This window comes from Thauera sp. 27 (genome assembly GCF_000310125.2).
Lineage (GTDB): Bacteria > Pseudomonadota > Gammaproteobacteria > Burkholderiales > Rhodocyclaceae > Thauera > Thauera mechernichensis.
Genome location: NZ_AMXB01000031.1, coordinates 19717 through 43449, shown reverse-complemented (window position 1 = coordinate 43449; position 23733 = coordinate 19717). Strand labels below are relative to the sequence as shown.

22 protein-coding genes, 1 pseudogene and 1 riboswitch are annotated in these 23733 nt (G+C 63.5%); of the genes and pseudogenes, 17 read left to right on the top strand and 6 right to left on the bottom strand.

Annotation, left to right across the window (positions count from 1 at the left end):
* Positions 1 to 213: 213 nt before the first annotated feature.
* The 3 genes from B447_RS15880 to B447_RS15870 are packed head-to-tail and all read right to left on the bottom strand — an operon-like array spanning position 214 to position 3864.
* The gene (locus B447_RS15880; protein WP_002942672.1) at positions 214 to 1020 is read right to left on the bottom strand and encodes an ABC transporter ATP-binding protein; all 807 of its coding nucleotides are present in this window, start codon (positions 1018 to 1020) and stop codon (positions 214 to 216) included.
* Positions 1017 to 2003, bottom strand: coding sequence for a FecCD family ABC transporter permease (locus B447_RS15875; protein ID WP_002942667.1), 987 nt, complete (start codon positions 2001 to 2003; stop codon positions 1017 to 1019). The genes B447_RS15880 and B447_RS15875 overlap by 4 nt, the downstream gene beginning before the upstream one ends.
* A 31-nt stretch (positions 2004 to 2034) precedes the next feature.
* Positions 2035 to 3864 (bottom strand): TonB-dependent receptor domain-containing protein, encoded by a 1830-nt coding sequence (locus tag B447_RS15870; RefSeq protein ID WP_002942665.1) that lies wholly within the window; start codon positions 3862 to 3864, stop codon positions 2035 to 2037.
* 140 nt (positions 3865 to 4004) lie between these two features.
* Positions 4005 to 4238, bottom strand: a riboswitch (cobalamin riboswitch).
* 92 nt (positions 4239 to 4330) lie between these two features.
* On the opposite strand from B447_RS15870, the gene cobU reads away from it, so the two are divergent.
* The 12 genes from cobU (at position 4331) to B447_RS15810 (ending at position 13405) form a co-directional block, all read left to right on the top strand.
* Positions 4331 to 4879 (top strand): bifunctional adenosylcobinamide kinase/adenosylcobinamide-phosphate guanylyltransferase, encoded by a 549-nt coding sequence (gene cobU / locus B447_RS15865; RefSeq protein WP_002942663.1) that lies wholly within the window; start codon positions 4331 to 4333, stop codon positions 4877 to 4879.
* A 55-nt stretch (positions 4880 to 4934) separates the two neighbouring features.
* Positions 4935 to 5981 (top strand): nicotinate-nucleotide--dimethylbenzimidazole phosphoribosyltransferase, encoded by a 1047-nt coding sequence (gene cobT, locus B447_RS15860; RefSeq protein WP_002942661.1) that lies wholly within the window; start codon positions 4935 to 4937, stop codon positions 5979 to 5981.
* A 6-nt stretch (positions 5982 to 5987) separates the two neighbouring features.
* On the top strand, positions 5988 to 6770 hold the full coding sequence (locus tag B447_RS15855; RefSeq protein WP_002942652.1) for an adenosylcobinamide-GDP ribazoletransferase: 783 nt from the start codon (positions 5988 to 5990) through the stop codon (positions 6768 to 6770).
* Between the two features lie 8 nt (positions 6771 to 6778).
* Positions 6779 to 7333, top strand: a complete 555-nt coding sequence (gene cobC / locus B447_RS15850) for an alpha-ribazole phosphatase family protein (protein ID WP_002942650.1) — start codon at positions 6779 to 6781, stop codon at positions 7331 to 7333.
* A 12-nt stretch (positions 7334 to 7345) separates the two neighbouring features.
* A complete protein-coding gene (locus tag B447_RS15845) occupies positions 7346 to 8248 on the top strand; it encodes a mitochondrial fission ELM1 family protein (protein WP_002942647.1) in 903 nt (300 codons plus the stop codon).
* 57 nt (positions 8249 to 8305) lie between these two features.
* A complete protein-coding gene (locus B447_RS15840) occupies positions 8306 to 8899 on the top strand; it encodes a Uma2 family endonuclease (RefSeq protein WP_002942645.1) in 594 nt (197 codons plus the stop codon).
* Between the two features lie 87 nt (positions 8900 to 8986).
* A complete protein-coding gene (locus tag B447_RS15835) occupies positions 8987 to 9259 on the top strand; it encodes a type II toxin-antitoxin system RelB/DinJ family antitoxin (protein ID WP_198291823.1) in 273 nt (90 codons plus the stop codon).
* Positions 9237 to 9557: a type II toxin-antitoxin system YafQ family toxin gene (locus tag B447_RS15830; protein WP_002942641.1), complete on the top strand. Its 321-nt coding sequence runs from the start codon at positions 9237 to 9239 to the stop codon at positions 9555 to 9557. The genes B447_RS15835 and B447_RS15830 overlap by 23 nt, the downstream gene beginning before the upstream one ends.
* 7 nt (positions 9558 to 9564) lie before the next feature.
* Positions 9565 to 10734 (top strand): glycosyltransferase family 4 protein, encoded by a 1170-nt coding sequence (locus tag B447_RS15825; RefSeq protein ID WP_002942639.1) that lies wholly within the window; start codon positions 9565 to 9567, stop codon positions 10732 to 10734.
* The gene (locus B447_RS15820) at positions 10731 to 11501 is read left to right on the top strand and encodes a hypothetical protein (protein WP_002942638.1); all 771 of its coding nucleotides are present in this window, start codon (positions 10731 to 10733) and stop codon (positions 11499 to 11501) included. Before B447_RS15825 ends, B447_RS15820 begins: the two co-directional genes overlap by 4 nt.
* A complete protein-coding gene (locus B447_RS15815; protein WP_002942635.1) occupies positions 11498 to 12322 on the top strand; it encodes a glycosyltransferase family 25 protein in 825 nt (274 codons plus the stop codon). Before B447_RS15820 ends, B447_RS15815 begins: the two co-directional genes overlap by 4 nt.
* A gap of 30 nt (positions 12323 to 12352) precedes the next feature.
* Complete coding sequence (locus tag B447_RS15810) at positions 12353 to 13405, top strand: glycosyltransferase family 10 domain-containing protein (RefSeq protein ID WP_002942629.1); 1053 nt, start codon at positions 12353 to 12355, stop codon at positions 13403 to 13405.
* A 44-nt stretch (positions 13406 to 13449) separates the two neighbouring features.
* Here the strand turns inward: B447_RS15810 and B447_RS22275 are convergent, their stop codons facing one another.
* Positions 13450 to 14322: an alpha-1,2-fucosyltransferase gene (locus B447_RS22275; RefSeq protein ID WP_083491484.1), complete on the bottom strand. Its 873-nt coding sequence runs from the start codon at positions 14320 to 14322 to the stop codon at positions 13450 to 13452.
* A 56-nt stretch (positions 14323 to 14378) separates the two neighbouring features.
* A complete protein-coding gene (locus B447_RS15800) occupies positions 14379 to 15383 on the bottom strand; it encodes a glycosyltransferase family 10 domain-containing protein (protein ID WP_002942619.1) in 1005 nt (334 codons plus the stop codon).
* 142 nt (positions 15384 to 15525) lie between these two features.
* On the opposite strand from B447_RS15800, the gene gmd reads away from it, so the two are divergent.
* The 4 genes from gmd (at position 15526) to B447_RS15780 (ending at position 20219) form a co-directional block, all read left to right on the top strand.
* Positions 15526 to 16659, top strand: coding sequence for a GDP-mannose 4,6-dehydratase (gmd, locus tag B447_RS15795; RefSeq protein ID WP_002942614.1), 1134 nt, complete (start codon positions 15526 to 15528; stop codon positions 16657 to 16659).
* A gap of 37 nt (positions 16660 to 16696) precedes the next feature.
* Positions 16697 to 17665: a GDP-L-fucose synthase gene (gene fcl / locus B447_RS15790; protein ID WP_002942612.1), complete on the top strand. Its 969-nt coding sequence runs from the start codon at positions 16697 to 16699 to the stop codon at positions 17663 to 17665.
* 18 nt (positions 17666 to 17683) lie between these two features.
* Positions 17684 to 18943: an O-antigen ligase family protein gene (locus B447_RS15785; RefSeq protein ID WP_002942610.1), complete on the top strand. Its 1260-nt coding sequence runs from the start codon at positions 17684 to 17686 to the stop codon at positions 18941 to 18943.
* Between the two features lie 85 nt (positions 18944 to 19028).
* Positions 19029 to 20219, top strand: coding sequence for a Wzz/FepE/Etk N-terminal domain-containing protein (locus tag B447_RS15780; protein ID WP_002942607.1), 1191 nt, complete (start codon positions 19029 to 19031; stop codon positions 20217 to 20219).
* Between the two features lie 800 nt (positions 20220 to 21019).
* On the opposite strand, the pseudogene B447_RS15775 reads toward B447_RS15780, so the two are convergent.
* A pseudogene (locus B447_RS15775) lies at positions 21020 to 22480 on the bottom strand (IS3 family transposase).
* 142 nt (positions 22481 to 22622) lie between these two features.
* Here B447_RS15775 and B447_RS15765 point away from each other — a divergent pair.
* A complete protein-coding gene (locus tag B447_RS15765; protein ID WP_037983006.1) occupies positions 22623 to 23732 on the top strand; it encodes a DegT/DnrJ/EryC1/StrS family aminotransferase in 1110 nt (369 codons plus the stop codon).
* Position 23733 lies beyond the last annotated feature (1 nt).

Genomic DNA, 23733 nt, shown 5'->3' with positions numbered 1-23733 from the left:
CCGCCTTCACCCCTGCGGCGAGGTCAAATGCGTCCAGCTTCATGTCGATGACGCAGCCCGGCGTGCCAGGTCGCGTCCAGAGGGCGAGAGCGTACGTCCTTACGACGCGCAATGCACGCTCGGCCACAGGCTAAGGCGCCTTCTGTGGCGCGCATCCGGGCAGACGCGCTCGGCCTCTGCATCAGCTTCAACGGCTTCACTCGCCGGGGCACCTCAGTCCGGCAGGAACACCACCCGCCCTTCGTGCTCGATGCGGCGCAACGGGTGACCAAAAGCCTGGCCAAGCAGGTCGGCACGCAGCACAGTGTCGCGGTCCCCGGCAATCACCCCACCGCGGCCATCGAGCAGGATGATGTGGTCGGCATAGCGTGCAGCAAGGTTGATGTCGTGCAGCACCATCACGCTGCCGCGCCCCGTTCCAGGCTCGCGCACCAGGCGCTGGAACAGCTCGAGTGTGGCGATCTGGTGGTGCAGGTCGAGGTGGTTGAGCGGCTCGTCGAGCAGGAACAGCCGCGGCGCCTGCGTCAGCAGTGCGGCGATCGCCACGCGCTGGCGCTCGCCGCCCGACAGCGTATGCACCGCGCGCTGCTCGAAGCCCGCCAGCCCCACCTCGGCCAGCGTCCGGCGCGCGATCGCAACATCCTCCGCGCCCTCCCAGCCCCAGCGCCCGAGGTGCGGGTGGCGCCCCACCAGCACGGTCTCAAGCACACCGGCGGCGAAGGGGTCGGGCTGCTGCTGGGCGAGCAAACCGCGATAGCGCGCGGCCTCGAGTGCAGGCCACGCCGCATACGGCAGGCCGCCCAGGCGCACCTGCCCCACCGTGGGCTCGCGCAGACCGGCGAGCGTATGCAACAGCGTGGTCTTGCCAGCGCCATTGGGCCCGAGCAGCACCAGGCACTCGCCCGCGGCCAGGCTCAGGCTGAACTCGCAACACAGCCAGCGCTCTCCCACCTGCAGTGCGAGGCGTTCGGCCTCGAGCAAGGGCGCGGCATCGACGGGCAGGCGGCGAGCAGCGTTCATGTGCTGCTGCGCGGACTGCGCGAAAGCAGGAACAGGAACACCGGCACGCCGATCATCGCAGTGAGCACGCCCACCGGCAGTTGCTGCGGCGCCAGCATGGTTCGCGCCGCGGTGTCGGCCAGGGTGAGCAGGGTGCCGCCCACCAGCGCCGCCGCGGGGATGAGCACGCGCTGGTCATTGCCGAGGACGAGCCGCACCAGGTGCGGCACGATGAGGCCAACGAAACCCACCGAGCCAACCAGCGTGACCGCGGTGGCGGTAAGCAGCGAGGCCAGCACGTAGAGCACGATGCGCAGCCGTTGCACGCGCACGCCGAGCGCACGCGCCGTAAGCTCGCCACGCGCGAGCACGTTCAGATCGCGCGCGAACGGCATCACCGCCAGCAGCGCCAGTACCAGCACGACCACTGCCGGCCACGGCCGCGCCGCCGCGCTGGCGTCGCCCATCATCCAGAACAGCATCGGCATCACCCGCGTATCCGATGCCAGCGCCAGCATCATCGACACCGCCGCGCCACAGCCGGCTGCGACGATGACGCCGGTGAGCAACAGCCGCGTCTGCGTCCAGCTGCCGTCGCCGTGCGCCAGGCCGAACACCACCAGCATCGCCGTGAGCGCACCGGCAAAGGCCATCGCATCGATCCAGAACGCCGCTGCCCCGAGCGTGATTGCTCCCAGCGCCCCCACCGCCGCCCCACCCGAGATGCCAAGGATGTAGGGGTCGGCAAGCGGGTTGCGCAGCAGCACCTGCATGAGCGCACCCGCGGTGGCGAGCAGGCCGCCACTGACGAACGCCGCGACGGCGCGCGGGAGGCGGAGCTCGAGGATGATGGCGGCCTGCAGATGCTGCGCGCCACTCAAAGCGGCAGCAACATCTGCAAGCCCCATCGGAATCTCACCCGCCACCAGCGCTGCGAACAATGCGCCGCAGCCCAGCGCTGCAAGCGCGATCAGCGAAAGCACGTGCCGGCGACGACATGACATGGCCGGGCCCCCGAATGCGCGACTTCAGGACTCAGCGCGGCGCATAGCGCACACCGATGAACACGCCAGCACCCGGTGTTCCATAGCCACGCGCCGTCTCATACTGCTTGTCGAACACATTGTCTGCGCGCGCCTCGACTGACCAGTCGCGATCGATTGCATAGCGTGCGGTCAGGTTAACGAGTCCGTAGCCGCCGAGCCGGTTGGTTTCGAAGTTGGTGTCGTACCGCGACCCGACCAGCGCCCACTCCCCACCAAGCGTCCATGCCCCAATCGTTCGCGTGGCAGAGACATTCATCGACTGCTTGGCACGCCGCCCCAGCCGGAACCCGGTCGTGCGGTCCTTTGCATCGAGGAAGTCCGCGTTGGCTGCGAAGTCCCAACCATCGACGTTGAGCGCATAGGCGAGCGTGAGGCCACGGATCCTGGCCTTGTCTACGTTCGCGTAGCCGCCGCTCCAGCCGATCATGTCCTCGATCGTGTTGATGAAATAGGTCGCGGTAACCAGCTGGTTACCGCTTGCCCAGGTCAGCCCCAGTTCGCGATTAAGCGCATTTTCCGGCTTCAGGTCCGGATTGCCATAGGAGACGTTGTAGAGTTGGTCAAGGCTCGGACTCTTGAATGCCTTGCTGACGCCTGCGCTTGCACGCAAGTCGGGCGCAAGCTGATAGCCGTAGGACACCCCGCCGGTAAGCTTGTCCCCGTAGCGGCTATGGTCATCGTGGCGGACATTTGCCTGCCAGCTATGTGGCCCCAGATCGGCAGTCCAGCCCAGGCCAAGAGAGTCGATCTGCACATTTCCCTCGGCGAAGGTCTCGCGCGGGCGCGCCACCTGCTCGAAGCGTTCGACCACGACAAGTCCCGTCCCGATCGGCAGCGCGATGTCGTTCTGCCAACTCAAGGTCTCGTTGGTGCTCTCCCGCCGGGTGATGCCCAAAGGATCCCAGGGCGCGGGCTCGCTGTAGTCCGCACGATCCTCGTCGGTGCGCCCATACGACAGGCGACTGGACCACGACGAGGTCAGGCGGTTACGGACGAATGCGTTGAATACCGAGGTCTTGAAGCTCGCACGGTCATCGAAGTTGCCGCTACCGCCAAAGCTGTCATATTGCACCGTTCCCGACTGTTCAAGGAAGGAAACGCCCACTTCGTGCCCCTCGGCAGGATGGAAGGACAGCGCACCACCATAGCCCTCGTTGCGGTAACGATCGTCATCCGCATCGCGATTGCTGGCGCCCCTGCGGGACGAAAAGCCATCGGTGTTCAGCGAGTTGACGTGAAGGCGGAAGCGCCACCGCTCATCCCCGCCCGACACTGCCAGATCGCCCTGACGCGTATCCCGACTGCCAGCACCGGCATATCCGTCCAGGCGCAGCCCGGGCTCAGCCGTGCGGGTGATGATGTTGATTACTCCGCCAATGGCGTCCGCACCGTAGATCGCACTCGCGGCCCCACGGACGATCTCGATACGCTCTACGTTGTTGAGCGACAGGTACTGCAGCGACGAACCCGACAAGGCCGTGGAGTTGAACGGGACACCGTCGACCAGAATCTTGGTCTGATCCGGTTTCGTGCCCCGCAGGTAGAGGCTGACCGATGCGCCGGGACCACCATTGCGGGCAAACTGGACACCGGGCTGACGGCTAAGCAGATCGACGACGTTGGATGCCGCGGCGCGCTCGATCTGGGCGCGATCGATCACGGTGACGTCGGCGAGCAGTTCGTTGGCCTTGACCGGCTGACGCGTTGCGGTAACGACAACCGTCGGTGCAATGTGCTCCTGAGCGTAGACCGGCACGGCAAGGACTGCCGACGCCAGGCCGCCAACACAGAGGCCAAGTTGGGAATAACGCAGATTCATCGAAAAGACTCCCTGAGCTGCGCAATGCGTCCCCGCATGCGACAAGCCATCCAGCACATGGACGCACCGCGACCCAGGTAGAACCGAAGAGAGCAGAAAGAGAAACCACCACGCCCGTCGCCGCCACCCCGCGGCACATCCGCCATTTCGCGCTCCGGCCGGTCTCCGGGCTCGTGCGCTGTGCCGGCAGAGCCGGACGGATGGATCGCCTTCCCGGGTCGAGGACCCAGTGGCTGCATGACCCACCTTGCGCGCACTTACCGTTGCGGGGGCAGCACAGGCATTGCGGCCTCTTTTGCGAGGGGCCGCGCACCTGTTTCCCGTTTAACCCTGGGCGAGAAACGCCCGTGGGCACCGATAACGCGTTGCCCCTTCCGGGGCAGTCGGCGCGGATGATACCGTACGGGGCGGTATCGTGCACTGCAATAAGATACAGACGTTCCCTACACAAGGACCCGCCAGAACAATGACATGCGAACTGATCCTCGGTGGCGCCCGCTCCGGCAAGAGCCGCGAGGCCGAGCGCCGGGCGGCGGCGTCGGGGCTGGCGGTGACGGTGATCGCCACCGCCGAGGCGCTGGATGCGGAGATGGCTGCGCGCATCCGGCGCCACCAGGCCGACCGCCCCGCCGGCTGGCGCACGGTGGAGGCGCCGATTGCGCTCGCGGACACGCTGCGCGAGGCCTCCGCCCCCGGGCACTGCCTGGTGGTCGACTGCCTGACGCTGTGGCTGAGCAACCTGTTCACCGATGCCCACCACCTGCCCCCGGGCGCGAGCGCCGAAGACTTGCCTGCCTTCCGCCGCGAACGCGACGCATTGCTGGCCGTGCTGCCGACCCTGCCGGGGCACATCATCCTCGTCGCCAACGAAGTTGGCCTGGGGCTGGTCCCCGAGACCGCGCTTGGCCGGCTCTTCCGCGACGAGGCGGGCCGACTCAACCAAGCGGTTGCGGCAGCGTGCCCACGCGTGGTGTTCGTCGCTGCAGGGCTGCCGCTGGTGCTCAAGGACGGCTAAACTCGCGCTCATTCCGTCTGCATCCGGCAGGCCCGCGACCCGGCATCCGTAAATCATGAACTTCCAGCTCTCCCAGCCCGACACCCTGCTCAGCGCCGCCATCCAGCACAAGATCGACCGCAAGACCAAGCCAGTGGGCGCGCTCGGGCGGCTCGAGGCGCTCGCGCTGCAGATCGCACTGGTGCAGCAGACGCCTGCCCCCGAGCTGCACCAACCGCACATCGTCGTCTTTGCCGGCGACCATGGCGCGGCACGCGCCGGGGTATCGGCCTACCCGCAGGACGTGACCTGGCAGATGGTGGAGAACTTCCTCGCCGGTGGGGCCGCGATCAACGTCTTCAGCCGCCAGATGGGGCTGGGGCTGAGCGTGGTCGACGCAGGCGTGAATCATGAGTTCGGCAAGCGCCCAGGCCTGATCGACGCCAAGATCGGCCCCGGAACGGCGAGCTACATCGACCGCCCGGCGATGACGCCGGCGCAGCGCGATGCCGCCCTCGAGCGTGGGCGCGGCATCGCCCATGCACTCGCCGGCAACGGCTGCAACTGCATCGGCTTCGGCGAAATGGGGATCGGCAACACCGCCTCGGCGTCCCTGATCACCCATTGCCTGGTGGGCGCCGACCACGACGCCGAGCTCTACAACGTCACCGGCCGCGGCACCGGGCTGGATGACGCCGGCCTTTTCCGCAAGCGCAGCCTGCTGGCGCAAGCGCTCGAGCGCGGCGGCCGGCCGAGCGATCCGCTGGCAGTGCTGGCCGAGTACGGTGGCTTTGAGATCGCGATGATGGCCGGCGCCATGCTCGGCGCGGCCGAAAAGCGCATGCTGCTGCTGATCGACGGCTTCATCGTCACCTCGGCATTGCTTGTCGCCTACGCCATCGATCCGCGCATCCTCGCCTACTGCGTGTTCGCCCACCGATCGCAGGAGCCGGGGCACCGCGTGCAGCTCGACTTCCTGCAGGTCGAGCCTCTGATGGAGCTCGACCTGCGCCTGGGCGAAGGCACGGGCGCAGCGCTCGCCTTCCCGCTGGTGCAGGCGGCGGTCAACTTCCTCAACGAAATGGCGAGCTTCGAGTCGGCTGGCGTCAGCGACCAGAGCTGAAGCCCGATGCGCACGCAGCTCGAACTGTTCTGCATCGCCCTCGGCTACTTCACCCGCATCCCGGTGCCGGGCTGGGTGGCGTGGGCACCGGAGCGCCTCACCCACGCCGCACGCTGGCTGCCGCTGGTGGGCTGGGTGGTGGGTGGCGCAGGTGCGGCAAGCCTGCTGCTGTTCGCCCAGTTCCTCCCGGCCAGCCTGGCGGTGATCCTGTCCATGGCAGTGACGATCCGCCTTACCGGCGCCTTCCACGAAGACGGCTTCGCCGACAGCTGCGACGGTCTCGGCGGCGGCTGGGACAAGGCGCAGATCCTGGCGATCATGAAGGACTCGCGCATCGGCAGCTATGGCGCCATCGGCCTGGTGCTGATGCTGCTCGCCAAGGCTGCGGCGCTGATCGAGCTGGCTAGCGCCAGCCCCGCTGCCGCTGCGATTGCCCTGTTCGTGGCCCACGCGCTGTCACGCCTGGCCGCCACGGCGGTGCTGCACGCCCTGCCCTACGCGCGCAGCGACGATGGCAGCAAGGCGGCTGCGGTGGTGCGCCGCCTCGGCCGCAACGACCTCGCCATCGCCGCCGCCTGTGGCCTGCTGCCCGCCCTGGTGCTGCTCGCACCGCTGCCGGCGCTGGCTGCGCTGAGCCTGGCGGCGCTCCTCACCGTATGGCTCGCCCGCCTCTGCCTGCGCCGTCTGGGCGGGCACACCGGCGACCTGCTCGGCGCCGTGCAGCAGGTGACCGAGCTTGCCTGCTATGTGGGCATCGTCACGACCACCCTCAGTCCAGCCCTACGCTGAGCCTTCCGGTGCAACTCCATCTCATCCGCCACCCCCGTCCCGCTGTCGCGCCCGGCATCTGCTATGGCCAGACCGACCTTGGCCTTGCCGAATGCCCGGCCACCGTCGCCGAGCGCCTGCGCCCGCTGCTGCCCGAAACCTTCGCCCTGCACACAAGCCCGCTCGCGCGCGCACGCCTGCTCGCCGAAGCGCTCGGCACGCCGCGCGAGGATGAGCGCCTCAAGGAGATCCACTTCGGTGACTGGGAGGGCCGCAACTTCGCCGACATCGGTAGCGCGATCGACGACTGGGCAGCGGACCCGCTCGGCTTTCGCGCACCGGGCGGCGAGTCGCCGCGCGAGATGGCGGCACGGGTACTGGCGTGGCTGGAGGAGGTGACCGGAGCCGGAAATGGTGAACATGGACTCGTCGTGGTGGCCCATGGCGGGCCGCTGCGCGCAATCGCCGGGCACCTGCTGGGCATGCCGCCCGAACGCTGGATCGGGCTCGACTTCGGCTGCGGGCAGGTGACGCGGATCGACGTCGAGCGTTGGGGGGTGGTGTTGAAGTGGTTCAACCGCTGAGGTCGCCCTGACATGCTCACCCTCTGGCTCATCACCGACAACAAGCCCGGCCACCGCAGCCAGCTGCAGGGGCTGGCGCAGGCGCTGGCAGCGCGCGTGGCGATCGACGCGCACTGGATCGAAGCACCGGCGGGTCGCAGCGCGTTGTGGCACTGGCTGAGCGGCCGCTTCCCAGCCGGCGCAGACCTGCCCGCCCCGGACCTGATCCTCGTCGCCGGCCACCGCACCCACCTCGCCGGCCTCGCCGCCCGGCGCGCACGCGGCGGCAAGCTGGTCGCGCTGATGCGGCCCAGCCTGCCGTTGGGCTGGTTCGATCTGTGCGTGATCCCGCAGCACGACAAGCCGCCCGCCCGCACCAATGTCCTCGCCACCCGCGGCGTGCTCAACACCGCCCGTCCCAGCGCCGAGCGCGAGGCCGACACGGGTCTGTTCCTGATCGGCGGTCCATCGAAACACCACGGCTGGAACACCCCCGGCCTGCTCACCCAGATCGACGCCATCCTCGCCGCCACGCCCGGTATGCGGTGGACCCTCACCACCTCGCGGCGCACGCCGGCCGAAACGGAAGCCGCCCTGCTCACCCTGCGCGAACGCGGGGTCGACGTGCGGCCGGTGGCCGACACCCCGCCCGGCTGGGCGATGGCGCAGGTGGCGCGCAGTGCCCAGGCCTGGGTGACGGAAGACAGCGTATCCATGGTGTACGAGAGCCTGACCGCCGGCGCCGCCACCGGCCTGCTCGCGGTGCCGCGGCTGGGCGAGACGCGAATCACGGCCGGGGTGGCGCAGCTGCAGCAGGAGGGTTTCGTTACGCCTTTCGCGGGCTGGCAGCGTGAGGGCCGGCTGCACACGCCGCCAACGCCTCTGCGCGAGGCCGACCGCGTCGCGGACGCGGTCCTGTCTCGATGGCCGCAATAGCGCGCGGCACGATCGCCTAGAATACGGACATCGTCGCAACCCGCCAGGGGCACCGCCATGGGTCTCGCACTGAAAGAGGAAAAGCACCACACCTACGCCGACTACCTCAAGTGGCCGGACGACGCACGCTACGAGCTCATCGACGGCGAAGCTTTCCTGATGGCGCCCGCGCCGCTCATCGAGCATCAGGAAGTCGCGGGCGACGTTTATTACCAGCTTCGCAGCCAGCTCGACGGCCAGCCCTGCCGCCCCTACATCGCCCCGGTCGACGTCCGCCTGCCGCGCAAGGACGAGGCCGACGACGCCATCGACACCGTGGTCCAGCCCGACGTGCTGGTGGTGTGCGACCCGGCCAAGATCGACCGCCGCGGCATACGTGGTGCGCCCGACTGGCTGCTTGAGGTGCTCTCCCCCAGCACGGCCGCCCACGACCAGATCGCCAAACGCCGCACCTACGAGCGCGCCGGCGTGCGCGAATACTGGCTGGTCCATCCGGGCGACCGCACGCTGACGGTCTATTTGCTCGAAAACAGCCAGTACGGCCGTCCGGAGATCTACGAGCTGAAGGACGAAACCCCCATCGGCGTGCTGCCCGGCGTGTCGATCGCGTGGGATGCGCTCGTGGCCAGGCTGCCAAAGCCGGAATACTGAGGCCACGGAACCCCTCGGAAAGGAACCACGCGCCTTGATCGCATCTCATATGCGATACATAATCCGCACACAGCAAACGAGGAAGCCATGGCACAGAGTTCAATGCTCCACATCCGCGTCGACGACGACACCAAGACCCAGGCCACCGAGGCGCTGGCCGCCATGGGCCTGTCGATGTCGGACGCCGTGCGCATCTTCCTGAAGCGCGTCGTCAACGACCAGGCCTTTCCCCTCGAGCTCAAGGTCCCCAACGCCGAAACGCGCGCCGCCATGGAAGAGGCACGCGCCATGATGAAGGCGCGCCAGGCACGTTTCGAATCGACCGACGCCCTGTTCGATGCGCTCGAAAAAGCCCGCTAAAACCAAGCGGGCATCGCTGCCGCGCGCGGCAGATTTCAGCAAAGCCTTCCACAAGGACTGGGAACGACTCAGCCGCTCCGGCCGTTTCGACCTCAAGCGGCTCAAGGAGGTCATGCTGTTGCTCGTTGCCAACGACGCCCCGCTCGGCCCCGAGTGGTTCGACCACCCGCTCAAGGGCAACTGGGCCGATCACCGCGAATGCCACGTTGGCGGCGACTTCCTGCTCATCTACACCGCCGACGAAAAGCAGATCACCTTCGTCCGCACCGGCACGCACACGGACCTCTTCGAGGGTTGAAGCGTAAATGAAGCCCCTCAAGGTCCTGCAACTGCTCCCTGCGCTCGACAGCGGCGGCGTCGAGCGCGGCACGCTGGAGATCGCACGCGCGCTGGTCGCGGCCGGGCATGAATCAGTGGTGCTGTCCAAGGGCGGGCGGCTGGTCGAGCCGCTGCAGCGCGAGGGCTCGCGCCACATCATGCTCGACCTCGGGCGCAAATCGCCGACCACCTTCCTGCAGTACCGCGCGCTGCGCAGGCTTTTCGAGGTCGAGCATTTCGACATCGTGCACGCGCGCTCGCGCCTGCCCGCCTGGGTGGCCTGGCTCGCCTGGCGGGGCATGCCGGAAAGCGCCCGACCGCACTTCGTCACCACGGTGCACGGCATGCACTCGGTGAGCCGCTACAGCGCCATCATGTGCGCTGGCGAGCGCGTGATCGCGGTCAGCGACACGGTGCGCGACTACATCCGCACGCATTACCCGCCGGCGCGCTGGCCGCATCTCACCGATGACCGCATCACGGTGATCCCGCGCGGCATCGACCCGGCGGAGTTTCCACGCGACTACCAGCCATCTTCAGAGTGGCTGGTGCGCTTCCACGCCGAGTTCCCCCGGATCGGCCAGCGCAAGGTGCTGACGCTGCCGGGGCGGCTCACGCGGCTGAAGGGACATCACGACTTCATCACCCTCACCGGCAAATTGGTCGCGGACGGACTGGACGTGGTCGGGCTGATCGTCGGCGGCGATGACCCGAAGCGGCCCGGCTACGCGAAGGAAATCCGCGAGCGCGTGCAGGCCGAAGGGCTGGGTGAGCGCATCGTGTTTACCGGGCATCGAAGCGACGTCCGCGAAATCTATGCGATCTCGGACTGCGTGCTGAGCCTGTCGAGCACACCGGAGTCGTTCGGGCGCACGGTGCTCGAGCCGCTGGCGATGGGGCGGCCGGTGGTGGGGTATGCGCACGGGGGGGTGGCGGAAATTCTGGCGGAGCTGTTTCCGCAGGGGGCGGTGGCGAAGGGGGACGTGGAGGGCGCTGCCCGCAGCATCAAACACGCACTTACCGGACTGAACGCCACGGTTGGCCCCAGTTACCGTTACCTGCTGGACGAAATGCAATCGGCGACCCTGTCGCTATACTCAAGCCTGACCGGATATCCAAGACAGCCCAGAGACAACAAAGGAAGCGACTGCTCGTGACCACTCGCCCAGACCCGGTGAACATCCTCTGCCTCAAATGGGGCACACGCTACGGCGCGCACTACGTCAATACCCTCTACCGTTCGGTTTCGAGAAACCTGGACCGCCCCTTTCTTTTCCACTGCTGCACCGACGACCCTACAGGCCTCGACCCCGCTATCCGCATTATCCCGTTTCCAGAAAATCCGGGCGTCAAGCGCGGCTGGCCCGACATCCTCGTCAAGCTCATGGTGCTTCAAGACGGCTTTGGCAACCTGCAGGGCCCAACCCTGTTCATGGATGTTGACCTAATCATCATGGGCAAGCTCGATTGTTTCTTCGACTACAAGCCGGGCGAGTACTGCATCATCCACAACTGGGTGAGCCGCCGCAAAGAGCTGCTCGGCCGTCGCCCTGCGGTGGGCAACTCGTCGGTTTTCCGCTTCGATGCGGGGAAATCTAACGAGGTGTATGAGACCTTTCTGCGCGAAATGGCGCAAGCAGAAGACCGTCGTATATTCAACACTGAGCAAGCCTTCCTCACCCACGCAATGAAGAAGGTGAACTGGTGGCCCGAAGAGTGGGTGCAGAGCTACAAGTGGAACTGCCGCCCCATCTTCCCACTGAATCTGTTCGTCACTCCAAAAGTTGCGCCAGACTGCCGGATTCTGGTCTTTCATGGGCGACCTGACCCAGCAGAGGCGATCACTGGCTACTCCGACGGAAAGCCGCACCATTACATCCGCCCTGCCCCATGGCTGTCAAAGTACTGGAGTGAACAGGGATGAGCGCTGCATCGCGCCTTGCCGACGGCGTCTTGGTCATCAACCTCGACGAGCGCACCGATCGGTGGCAGAGCTTCCTGGATCAGGCCGCAGATCGACTACGCCCTCTGGTACCCACACGCTTGTCCGCAGTGAAGGGCGTCGCCCTTCCTGGCTTTGGAGAGAAACCCTTCTTCCACGGTCACAAGCGCGACAAGACCTGGGCGGGCCGCGCCGGCTGCGCGCTTTCGCACCGCTCAGCAATCGAGCATGCGTCGAGAAACAGCTGGAAAAGAGTACTTGTCCTCGAAGACGACATCCAGCTTGAGCCTGACTTCGACGACCTACTCACCCCAATTGAACAAGCCCTGGATACGCTCCAATGGGACATCTGCTATCTCGGCTACACAGACCCCATCGGACCATTCATGAAGCGCTTACAACTCCCAAAGCACTATGAGCTATGCGAAATCTATGGGTGTAATGCAGCACATGCCTATATCGTCAACGAAAGCGCCTACTCCACCCTACTGGCCAAACTTCCCACTGAGCGCACCATCTGGAAATGGCTTACCCGCAACCGCGCGATTGACCGCTGGTATGCACGCACCCTGTCCAAGACGCTGACTGTACTAGCTATCAGCACGTCAATCGTCACCCAGAGGGACGGCATCTCCGACATAACGGGGCGTAGTTACGAGAATCTCCATCTGATTGCCCTGCCGCAACCGGGATCCACCGCGCTATCCTATGCCATCGGACGCGCGCTGCGACGCAGTCTGTTCGCACTGGAGGGCATTTACGATGCAGGCCGCGGATGGGTCAAACGACGTCGCGGCTTTTGATAACCTGCAAGCGAGCACAGATTGCCAAAGATGGCGTTAACACCCTGCGCGGAAATCCGCATCAAGTTCCTCAGCAAGTACAAACCCGGCCACGACGGTGAAGGCTGGCTAAAAATGTTCCCTGGCAATCTTCAGCACTGGGGAAACTGCACGTTCATATTTGACCGCCACTGTCAGGAATACGATTGGCTGGTTGTATATGATGACCTGCCCTCAATCGCAGGCGAGCGGCACCCCTTATGGGAAGAGCGTCTCGCCTGCGACCCGCGCAACACACTGCTGATCACAACAGAGCCCTCTTCAATCAAGATCTACGGCAGAGCTTATCTCAAGCAATATCAGTGGATTCTGTCGTCACAGGAAAGCTGGGCCTTGGGCCATCACCCCGGTCAGATATTCGAGCAACCCGCGCTGATCTGGTTCTATGCAGACACGCCCCCTCGCTGCGATTACGACACACTCGTCAGTCACGTTCCGACAGAGAAAACCTTGGATGTCTCGACCGTCTGCTCATCCAAGCGACAAGGCAACACCCTGCACCGAGCGCGCTACGACTTCACCCAGGCACTCAAGGCGAAGCTGCCCTCAATCGACATTTACGGCCACGGCGTAAGGCCGCTCATCGACAAAGCAGATGCACTTGACGACTACCGTTATCACCTCGCTATCGAGAATTTTTCTGGCCCCCATCACTGGACCGAAAAACTCGCGGATGCATTTCTTGGCGCCTGTCTGCCGTTCTACTACGGCTGCACGAACCTTCACGACTACTTCCCATCGGAGAGCTTTGTCCTTATCGATATAACCGACCCCGAGGGCACAGCCAAGCTCCTGGAGCAGGCGATCCGCGAAAATTGGTACGAGAAAAGGCTACCTGCCATCCTTGAGAGCAGAAATCTCGTTCTCGAAAAATATGGCACTATCGCAACCATTGCGAGACTCGTGAATGAGCACCATACACCTTCGAGATCAAGCCTCGTCTCACGCTCCGCAACGATCAAGAGCCGACGAAGAGTCAACAAGAATCCAATAAATGCCTTGCGGTACTTGATCGAAAAGCAGCTGAGTAGAGCAAGACTCTGATATGCAGCCCATGCCCAGTCGAGAACCGTGAGAACCGGCTGAGCTTACGCGGGCTCTGCCTCGACAGGCTCCCAGCCTTCGGCACGCTTCAGCGGCAGTCCGGATCGACTGGGCGCCCATACGCGGCGCTCCGAACCAGCCGCGCCCCCGAGCCAAGCAGCCCACCAACTGAAGGAGCTGTTCGCAATAATCGCATGACGGCAACGAGTCATCAGCCAAAGGTCCGTGAGTTCGTCACCACCGTCATAATCTTGGGGCTCATAGCTAGCACCACGGAAGTCGACATTATTGACGACCCACTCGATGTCGTCGCCAAAAATGACGAATACGGGATTGAGCAATTCAGCACAAGCCTTATCAACCGCCTTTTGATAGTAGCCCACATCCAATAGTGGGGAGTATCGATGTCTCCGGACATGGAGAAACACCGACTCGACGCCTCTGAAGCGTTCGCCACGCGCACGAACCGCGCTAGAATCAGGCGTCGGCGGGCAAAGCTCCTCGCGCAAACGGGAGGCGCAATCGGTAAAATAGGCTTCGTCTTGCCAGTACCCGAGAAGCGTCACACGCTTGGCTTTACACCCATGCTTCAGGAGCTCACCGGGTCGCGTATCACTCCGCTCTGCCACATAGAAGCGCCATTTCTTTGGAATAAACTTATTCAGCGCCCTGATCAACTTCGCACGAGGGTGCCGCAAATCTGGCGCCACTCTCCACGACTCCGGCATTAACGCTGCGTCGATCCCAAAACGATTCAGTCGATAGCTTCTACCGAAATCATCGGCCACGTATCCGCGAACTGCGTCCAGATACAAACTCCGACCCGTCTTCAGCGCCAGCGCCCTGGCTGTGGCGTAAATGAAAAGCTGATTACCCAGCCCTCCTTTCACGATAGCAATCAGCACACGATCCGTCATCGCAAGGCAACCCACCCGAACATTCCTGCTGCAAAGATCATCGAAACCTTCTCGGCCTACATGCCGCCAAGCGCATGGCGAAGCCGGTAAATCAAGCCACGCGGAAACGGTCGGAACGCCTTGTGAATCCGGACTACCACATCGGACTCGGATACAGGCCGGTAAAGGGCATCGGCCCAATGCGCGGCCCAGGCAAAGGGGTTGTACTCATCCAGCACCCGATTGCGCGCACCTGCGACTGCGGTCACCTCATCCGTTGTCTCAGGGGCATCCAGCAATCTCTCTATGCGAACCGCTGCCGACTCGAAATCGTCGCCGTCAATCGCGCAAAACGCTTCTTGCGCGAAGAACTCATCCAGATTCGGACACCCGAGATACACGGGAAATGCCCACCCCAGATAAGCATCGGCCAACTTCTCGGTCCAGTAGTTCGGCGCCTGAGTATTCTCGAGTACCAGATGGAATCGATAAGGCAGAATCGCGTCCATCTTGTCATCCACAGGTTGAAATCCCCTGCCGAAATGAACAATCCGGTCACCCAGGCGCTGCTTCAGATAATCCAGCAAGGCCAAGCGGTGCCGTTGCCCGGGCGTGAAGTTGGCACTCGAGCATACGACCGCGATACGGTTATCCTTCGCAGGGCGCGGCAAAGCCTTGAGATGGTCGTAGCCGAAGCGGTAAGTGCGCGTCTGCAAGTCGAGCCCAACATGCCAGTTGAGCCCGGGCGCCCCCAGAATCAAGCCGGGATGGCGAGACATCGGGTGGGTATCGAGTACGTGCCCGAACTGCCTGTAGAAGTTCTGCGCGTAGAGCTTCTTTTCCAGCGGCTCGCCCGCAATGAACAGCGTGTTCTGCGGTGCGCAGCGGAACTTGTCATAGGGCCTTGCGTTGGCCAGAACGACCGAAAAATCGGCCCGACCTCCCGACGGCGGGTTGAGCTCGAGCTTCCAACGCCCCCAGCGCATGCGGCCTCCCGGACTCAGCAAGTCCATCCTGGCTGGGGCGATGTCCATATTCAGGCGCAGGACAAGATCTGCCCCGCGATCGGTCGATTCACTCATCGATACAGCTGCCCCAAGGCCGTGGTTTTGTGGCGTTGACAGGAGCGTGGGATAATCGCGGCCTGTCACACGTTCTCGGGCCGGATTGTAACGCACGCGCCAGCCCGCTTCCGCGCAAGCCAACCGTCACGCTCCCCTCCCCATGACCAAGACAGCCCTCATCACCGGCATCACGGGCCAGGACGGCTCCTACCTCGCCGAGTTCCTGCTCGCCAAAGGCTACGAAGTCCACGGCATCAAGCGCCGCGCCTCGAGCTTCAACACGCAGCGCATCGACCATATCTACCAGGACCCGCACACCCCCAACCCACGCATGGTCCTGCACTACGGCGACCTCACCGACTCGTCCAACCTCACCCGCATCCTGCAGCAGGTGCAACCCGACGAGGTCTACAACCTCGGGGCGCAGTCGCACGTAGCGGTGAGCTTCGAGTCGCCCGAGTACACCGCCGACGTAGACGCCATGGGCACGCTGCGCCTGCTCGAGGCCATCCGTCTGCTCGGCCTGGACAAGAAGACGCGCTTCTACCAGGCCTCCACCTCCGAGCTCTACGGCCTGGTGCAGGAGATCCCGCAGAAGGAGACCACCCCCTTCTACCCGCGCAGCCCCTACGCGGTGGCCAAGCTCTACGCCTACTGGATCACGGTGAACTACCGCGAGGCCTACGGCATGTATGCCTGCAACGGCATCCTGTTCAACCACGAAAGCCCGCGCCGCGGCGAAACCTTCGTCACCCGCAAGATCACTCGCGGTCTCGCCAACATCGCACAGGGCCTCGAAGACTGCCTGTACATGGGCAACATGGACGCACTGCGCGACTGGGGCCATGCCAAGGACTACGTGCGCATGCAGTGGATGATGCTGCAGCAGGACCAACCGGAAGACTTCGTGATTGCCACCGGCGTGCAGTATTCGGTACGCGAGTTCATCCGCTGGTCGGCGGCGGAGCTGGGCATCACGCTGCGCTTCGAGGGCAAGGGCGTGGAAGAGCACGCGGTGGTCGAGCACATCGACGGCGAGGGGAGCGAACTGAGAGCCCCTGCGCTGAAGGTGGGCGACGTCATCGTGCGCGTCGATCCACGCTACTTCCGCCCCGCGGAGGTCGAGACCCTGCTCGGCGATCCCGCCAAGGCCAAGGAAAAGCTAGGGTGGACACCGGAGATCACCGTGCAGGAGATGTGCGCGGAAATGGTCGCCGAAGATCTCAAGGTGGCGCAGCGGCATGCGTTCCTGAAGGCGCATGGGCACGATGTGCCGGTGGCTGTTGAAAATTGATCGACTCGAACATCGCGGCTTGCGCCGCTCTTACAGAATGAACCTCACCGACACCATCTTCGTCGCCGGCCATCGCGGCATGGTCGGCTCGGCTATCGTGCGCCGGCTACAGGCGCTTGGCTACGCCAACATCCTCACCGCCGGCCGCGACGCGCTCGACCTCACCAACCAACACGCGGTCAATGCCTTCTTCGCCGCCCATCGCATCGACCAGGTCTATCTGGCCGCGGCCAAGGTCGGCGGCATCCATGCCAACAACACCTACCCGGCCGAGTTCATCCACCAGAACCTGATGATCGAGGCCAACATCATCCACGCCGCTCACACGCACGGCGTGCGCAGGCTGATGTTCCTCGGCTCGTCGTGCATCTACCCCAAGCTCGCCCAGCAGCCGATAAAGGAAGAGGCGCTGCTCACCGGCCTGCTCGAGCCCACCAACGAGCCCTACGCGATCGCCAAGATCGCCGGCATCAAACTGTGCGAGAGCTACAACCGCCAGTACGGGCGCGACTACCGCAGCGCCATGCCTACCAATCTTTACGGCCCGGGCGACAACTTCCACCCCGAGAACAGCCACGTCATCCCCGCGCTGATGCGGCGCATCCACGAAGCCAAGCTGGCGAAGGCGCCCGAGGTGGTGATCTGGGGCAGCGGCACACCAATGCGGGAGTTTCTGCATGTGGACGACCTGGCCGAAGCCGTGGTGCATCTGCAGAACATCTCGCAGGAGCGCTACGCGAGCGAGACCGAGCCGATGCGCTCGCACATCAATGTGGGCACGGGAACGGACGTAACCATTCGGGAACTGGCCGAGACGCTCGTAGAGGTGATCGGTTACGAGGGCAGGCTGGTGTTCGACACCACCAAGCCGGATGGGACGCCGCGCAAGCTGATGGATGTCAGCCGGCTGGCGAGACTGGGGTGGCAGGCGCGCACCTCTTTGAAGCGCGGCCTCAACGAAACCTACACGTGGTTCCTGGCTCATCTCGGCGCCGCCAGGGTCTGAGGAGCGAATCTATTACATTTGTCCAATTCCTTCGCAACGGACTCGGGTGACATAATCCGGGCTTTCCCGTCCGTCACGCCCGTGCAGATCTCTCCACCGACCGCTTGGCAGGCTCACGCCGTCAAGCTGCTCGCAGCGCTGTTCATTCTCAGCCTGCCCTTCAAGCTCGCTACGGTACACATCGCAGCGATATTGCTTGCTGCGAGCTTGATCAGCGCCAGGCAGAGCGAACTGCACGCAGCGCCGGCACGGCTCTATCTGGGGACGACGCTGCCCTGGCTCATACCAGTCCTTGTCGCCACCGCTTGGCATTACTTCGCCCCCCTCACAGTAGAGCCCAGTTTCGCTGAGGCTGTGAAAGCCGTGGCGCGTATCCTGCTGCTCGGATTGGCCTGGGCTGTAATGCTGGAGCGCGGCTGGCTCAGCGTACGGTTCGCGGTAACGCTCAGCATGATCACCGTGGCGGCCGTAATCCTGTCCGGCTACTACGACCTGTACAACCACTGGTCGGCCGGCACTGCACCGAATTGGAATCATCGCATCTCGGGCGCCGTATACCACCCTAACGCACTCGGCCTGTTCATGGCTCTCGGCATCGTACTGTCTGCCGCACTCTTGCGTGCGAGACACGCCAGCCCCTGGCCCTGGCTGCTGATCATCCTTGCCCTACCCATACTCTGGGCCACAGGCTCAAGAGGAAGCCTCATCGGCACGCTTGCGGGCCTCCTCTGCCTGGTTGCTTACACCAACGTCCGACATCTCGCGCTACTGGCCTCCATTGCCGCATCAGTCTGGGCTGCAGAGGCCCTCGAGATCATCGACTTCCAGCGAGCAGGGAGCGACGTTACGCGCCGCGCCCTGCTCGAGCTTGCCATTGCAAAGTGGCGCGAGGCGCCCTGGTTCGGCTGGGGTGTGGGCACCTTCCCGTTCCTGGAGGGCAATCGCTGGAGGACCGGAACCCACAATGTACTGCTAGACATGGGAGTAAGCGTCGGCGTGTTTGCCGTACTGGGCTGGCTGTACAGCACATTGCGCCTACTTGGGGGGCTGATCACGAGGCGCGATGAAGCAGTTCGCGGTCCGCTGGCGATGCTCGTGACGCTCCTCGCGGCGGGGATGGTCGACTACACCCTTCTCACATCCTCCCTTTACCAAGGCTTGTGGGTTCTGATCGCAGTCCATGCCTGTTGGGCAATCAGCCCTTTCACTAGTACAGCCAGGGCCATGCCGGCCAACCCTTTGCCGGTGGGGTCGCCTGAGCCTCAAAAACTCCAATGACATGATTTTGGAGTACTACTTTCGTTGAATTCATAATCGCGGCAATGGGGTGAGATAATTCCAGTTTCCGCATTCTCCGAGCACCATGCAAATCCCCCAGCCTTCCCAACAGCCATACGACGACGACGAGATCGACCTGCGCCAACTTGTAAAAACGCTCTGGCGACAGAAGAACCTCATCGTCGGCACCGGCGTCCTCGGCGCCATCCTCGGCGTGGGCGCGAGCCTCATCTCGACCAAGTACGTCACTGATGGGCTGTTCATGACCCCCGGCGTATCGGCAGCCAACTACAAGCGCTTCGAGGTGGTGTTTTCCAACGGACCGCGCTTGCAGCAGTACCTGCGCAGCACCAATCAGGTAAGTACCCCCTATGGGGCCATGCTGTACGAGCTCGCCGACAATCAGGATGCACTACGTGACACGCTCAAGCCGGAATTCGCCTTCACCGACAAGGACCAGAAGACGTTTGGCGTCAAGGTTACCGAGAACGACGAACCCGGGGCCATGATCGGCGTCCGTATCCAGTTCAAGCACAAGGAGCCAACCAACGGTCCCCCTGTCGCCCTGCTGGCCGAGTATGTGCGAGACACCCTCATAAGAGTTAATTTCGAGGGCACGATGCTCGCCCGCTGTGCCGACTTTCGCACACGCGAGCAGGAGTTGAGGAACGCCCAACTCACCAACGACTTCGCCATCACCCAGGAAGAACGCCGAGTCGCAACCCTGCGCGACATCATCGCCCGCAACCCCGAGGCGGCAGTGAGCGACAACCGCCAGATCGTCTCGCTGGAGAAGGGCAGCGAGCGCTTCCTCTCTCCAGCCGCGCAGCTTGTCGCAGCCGAGATCCAGATCGCCGACATGAAGCTGGCCGAAGTACGTCGTGAGCGGGAACGCGTTGCCAGTGCGCTCAAGCGCGACTATTACTGCCAAGCACAGCAAGCCCTTCAGCAACCCACTACGGGGCCCGCTTTCCTTGAGGGCCTCGCAAACATCCAGACCGCAATTTTCCAGGACCAGGACAAGTCGGTCGACATCGTCGAACAGACCTGGAACGAACTCGACGTAGAGCGAGCGAACTGGACCAACACCTACCTGCGCGCGATGCGCTTTGTCGCCTCGCCTGACGGCACGGAGATCAAGGAGCGCAAACCGGGTATGGCGCTTGGCCTGGTGCTGGGCGGACTGCTGGGCGGCATGCTGGGGATCTTCGGCGCACTGGTGAGGGCGTGGTGGCGTGGGGACGACAACGACAGCCCGGAGAAGACCAGGGACTAAACCCAACCCCAGACTGACCTGAAGCTGACTGTAACTCGTCAACTTTTGGACGCCCACCGCCAGACCTTAGAAGACCAGGTCTAACCCCAGTTTCCAACTGGGGTTAGGCAGGCTGGACGAACACAAGGCAGATCGCACGGAAGATTGGGTACCCGCGTAACCACGCAAACCACTCGAGCCAATCGCACCGTTGGAGTAACGAACCATGTTCCTGCACCCCACACACGTAGAAGCACGCCCTGGCTATCGGCTATACCTCCGGTTCAAAAACGACACGGCGGGCGAGGTTGCACAGTTCGACGAACCATCAGGTGAGATGTCCGAACCGCTCAAGGACGAGACGATGTTCTCCACGGCGCGCCTGGACGACACTGGCAGACCGAGGTCTGGGCAAACGGCGGCGACTTCGCATCTGAGTATATGCGCTCGCTCCTCCTGGCTCAAATCAACCAGCTTCCACCAAGATCGGGCGTCGCCACTCACCCCCCAATATCGTCGACAAGCACGAAGAGCACGCCCAGCGTGGCGCGCCAATCCGCGCGGCCTTCGTCGACGAAGCGAGCTGTCAGGCGCCGCACGCAACCGTCAGCGAGAAGATGTCCACCGATGCGGCTACGGATTCGCTTGCCATAACCGCACGCACTCTGTCTGCCGGCATGTTGGGCAAAGGCCTATGCGATTCTGCAGCAGCTGCGTCTCAAGTTGCATTCCCCGTGCCTAATGGCTTAGGCCTATTGCATGCATCGTATCCAAGGCTGAATGCCAGCAATCGGAACAAGTCAAGATAGTTGTCGCCTGATTCATGCAACCAACCGCCTTATATCTTCAGCATGTACGTGCTCGCGCACGACGACATCGCGCTCCGGATTGAGCGTGACCGCGCCGACCGGTGTCCAGTCGCGTGTCCCACGGGACCAGCGCGCAGGGTTGCGCTCGCGGGCCTGGAGATACGTCTGATAGCGTGCCGCCAGAATCTCCCGATCCCCCAGTGCGTGTCGTTGACCCGGCGTGACATAGCGGATGCCGCTATGGCCGTGCTCCAAGTTATACCAGCGCACGAACTCGCGCCCCCAGAGGCGGGCATCTTCAAGCGTGGCGAAGCCACGCGCCGGGACTTCGGGGCGATACTTGGCCGTTTTGAAGAGCGACTCGACGAAGGCTTTGTCATCGGAGACGCGCGGGCGCGAGTACGACGGTTTGACCCCCAGCCAGAGCAGCATCGCGAGCACCGTGGTGGCCTTGAGCGTGCTACCGTTGTCGCCGTGGAGCACGGATTTGTCGGTCATCGCGTGGACGCCTTCGGCGAGCGCGGTACGCTTGAGAAGGCTCACCGCGTGGTCCGCGTCATCGGCATCGTGGATTTCCCAGCCGACGATCTTGCGGCTGTAGAGGTCCTGGATCAGGTAGAGGTAGAACCAGCGCCCCTGCACCTGCGTGGGCAGGTAAGTCATGTCCCAGCACCAGACCTGCCCCGGCGCAGTGGTCATATGCGTGGTGGGCGTACGCGAGCGCCGTGGTGTCCCAGCGCGGTCCCTAGGACGGGTTTGCCCTTGGGAGCGCAGCACGCGCTGGAAGCTCGATTCGCTGGCGATGTAGACGCCTTCATCGGCCAGCGTCGGCACAATGCGCGCCAGCGGCTGATCAGCGAAACGCAGCTCATTGGCCACCGCCAGGACGCGTGCGCGCTACTCTTCGGTGAGCGCGCACGCGGGCGTCGGACGGTCGGCCAAGGGCCGGCGATAGCCGACCTGCAGGCCGTCCTCGGCCCTGCAGCATTGCAGGGTGTCGGTGATGCCGGCGACCTCACACGCCGGGCGCAAGCGCGCACCCGCTGCGTGAGCCGTGTCGATGTGGCAGACCATCGTTTGGCGATCTTCCAGGCCGATCATGCATCCTCGTCCTTGTCCTTCGGAAAGATCGCCTCGAGTTTTTTTGACAGCACCAGCAGCTCGGCGGCTTCGGCCAGGGCCTTCTCCTTGCGACTCAGGTCGCGCTCGAGCTCCTTAATGCGACGCAGGTCGGCCTTCTTCTCGCGGTGGCTAATCCGCGCGGCAGCCTCGCGGTCGGCCAGCGCCTGCGTGGCCACTGCGCGCCATTGCCCGAACTCCTGCGGATACACCCCCTTTTCGCGGCACCAGGCGCTCTCGCTGGCCTCATCCATCGATGCGATAACCAGGACCGCGTCGAATCGGGCCGGCGCTCTCCGGGGGCAACAACCGTGCTACCACTTTGTCCTTGAATGCTTGTCCGTATCTAGCCACTTCGTTCTTCCATTATCGCCCTCGGGTTCTAGATTCTATCGAGGCGACAACTATCTTGACCCAAAGAGCAACAGCCGAGGCCGTTGTCGCCTTCATGGGCGATAACATGCCAGAAACGCTCTCCCCACTCCACGGAGTTCTAATGAGCAAAAAACCGATTTACGTAACGCAGCCCTATCTTCCGCCGCTGGAGGAATTTATTCCATATCTACAGAAGATCTGGGATAACAAGTTCCTAACCAACGGTGGCCCAATGCACGAACAACTGGAAGCCGCTCTGAGCGATTACCTCGGAGTTGAGCATGTGGCGCTATTCAATAATGGCACCATCGCCCTGTTAACCGCCCTACAGGCCCTAAGGGTAACAGGAGAAGTGATCACCACACCCTACTCGTTCGTCGCCACCGCCCACTCGCTCCTCTGGAACGGCATCAAGCCGATATTCGTCGATATCGATCCGCACACCCTAAACCTTGATCCGGAGAAGATCGAGGCGGCCATTACCCCTCAGACCACCGCCATCATGCCGGTGCATTGCTACGGCAACCCCTGCGATGTCGACGCCATCCAAAAAATCGCCGACAACTACAATCTTCGGGTCATCTACGACGCCGCCCACGCCTTCGGAGTGGAAGATGCCGGCGGCAGCATACTGCGCCATGGCGACCTGAGCGTACTGAGCTTTCACGCAACCAAGGTGTTCAACACCTTCGAGGGAGGTGCGATCGTATGCCCGGACGCAAAGACCAAGAAACGCATCGACCAATTAAAGAACTTCGGTTTCGTCGATGAGGTGACTGTGGTCGCCCCGGGTATCAACGGCAAGATGAGCGAGGTCAACGCCGCTTTCGGACTGTTGCAGCTACAACATATCGACCATGCCCTAGAGCGACGCCGCGAAATCGATCAGTTCTACCGCCTGCAACTCCACGATGTGCCCGGCATCCGCCTAGTCAACAGCGCCGGTCAGACCACCGCAAACTACTCGTACTTCCCGATCCTCGTCGATGCCGACTATCCATTGAACCGCGATGCGCTGTATCAAAAGCTGAAAGACAACAATGTCTTCGCTCGTCGGTACTTTTACCCTCTGATCAGCAACTTCCCGATGTATCGTGGCATGAGTTCCGCACAACACAATAACTTGCCAATTGCCAATCTGGTCGCAGAGCAGATCATCTGCCTTCCAATATACCCGGCCCTCGAAAATGAGCAACTAAGCTGGGTCGCAGATCTTTTACAGGAGCACTGAC

Bases quoted from the DNA above. Each gene is read 5' to 3' on its own strand.
- B447_RS15840 (WP_002942645.1), top strand. From the start codon at position 8,306: ATGGGTCTCGCACTGAAAGAGGAAAAGCACCACACCTACGCCGACTAC.
- B447_RS15780 (WP_002942607.1), top strand. From the start codon at position 19,029: ATGCAAATCCCCCAGCCTTCCCAACAGCCATACGACGACGACGAGATC.
- B447_RS15845 (WP_002942647.1), top strand. From the start codon at position 7,346: ATGCTCACCCTCTGGCTCATCACCGACAACAAGCCCGGCCACCGCAGC.
- B447_RS15815 (WP_002942635.1), top strand. From the start codon at position 11,498: ATGAGCGCTGCATCGCGCCTTGCCGACGGCGTCTTGGTCATCAACCTC.
- B447_RS15810 (WP_002942629.1), top strand. From the start codon at position 12,353: ATGGCGTTAACACCCTGCGCGGAAATCCGCATCAAGTTCCTCAGCAAG.
- gmd (WP_002942614.1), top strand. From the start codon at position 15,526: ATGACCAAGACAGCCCTCATCACCGGCATCACGGGCCAGGACGGCTCC.
- B447_RS15855 (WP_002942652.1), top strand. From the start codon at position 5,988: ATGCGCACGCAGCTCGAACTGTTCTGCATCGCCCTCGGCTACTTCACC.
- B447_RS15825 (WP_002942639.1), top strand. From the start codon at position 9,565: ATGAAGCCCCTCAAGGTCCTGCAACTGCTCCCTGCGCTCGACAGCGGC.
- B447_RS22275 (WP_083491484.1), bottom strand. From the start codon at position 14,322: ATGACGGATCGTGTGCTGATTGCTATCGTGAAAGGAGGGCTGGGTAAT.
- fcl (WP_002942612.1), top strand. From the start codon at position 16,697: ATGAACCTCACCGACACCATCTTCGTCGCCGGCCATCGCGGCATGGTC.
- B447_RS15800 (WP_002942619.1), bottom strand. From the start codon at position 15,383: ATGAGTGAATCGACCGATCGCGGGGCAGATCTTGTCCTGCGCCTGAAT.
- cobT (WP_002942661.1), top strand. From the start codon at position 4,935: ATGAACTTCCAGCTCTCCCAGCCCGACACCCTGCTCAGCGCCGCCATC.
- B447_RS15870 (WP_002942665.1), bottom strand. From the start codon at position 3,864: ATGAATCTGCGTTATTCCCAACTTGGCCTCTGTGTTGGCGGCCTGGCG.
- B447_RS15830 (WP_002942641.1), top strand. From the start codon at position 9,237: ATGCGCTCGAAAAAGCCCGCTAAAACCAAGCGGGCATCGCTGCCGCGC.
- cobU (WP_002942663.1), top strand. From the start codon at position 4,331: ATGACATGCGAACTGATCCTCGGTGGCGCCCGCTCCGGCAAGAGCCGC.
- B447_RS15875 (WP_002942667.1), bottom strand. From the start codon at position 2,003: ATGTCATGTCGTCGCCGGCACGTGCTTTCGCTGATCGCGCTTGCAGCG.
- B447_RS15880 (WP_002942672.1), bottom strand. From the start codon at position 1,020: ATGAACGCTGCTCGCCGCCTGCCCGTCGATGCCGCGCCCTTGCTCGAG.
- B447_RS15765 (WP_037983006.1), top strand. From the start codon at position 22,623: ATGAGCAAAAAACCGATTTACGTAACGCAGCCCTATCTTCCGCCGCTG.
- B447_RS15835 (WP_198291823.1), top strand. From the start codon at position 8,987: ATGGCACAGAGTTCAATGCTCCACATCCGCGTCGACGACGACACCAAG.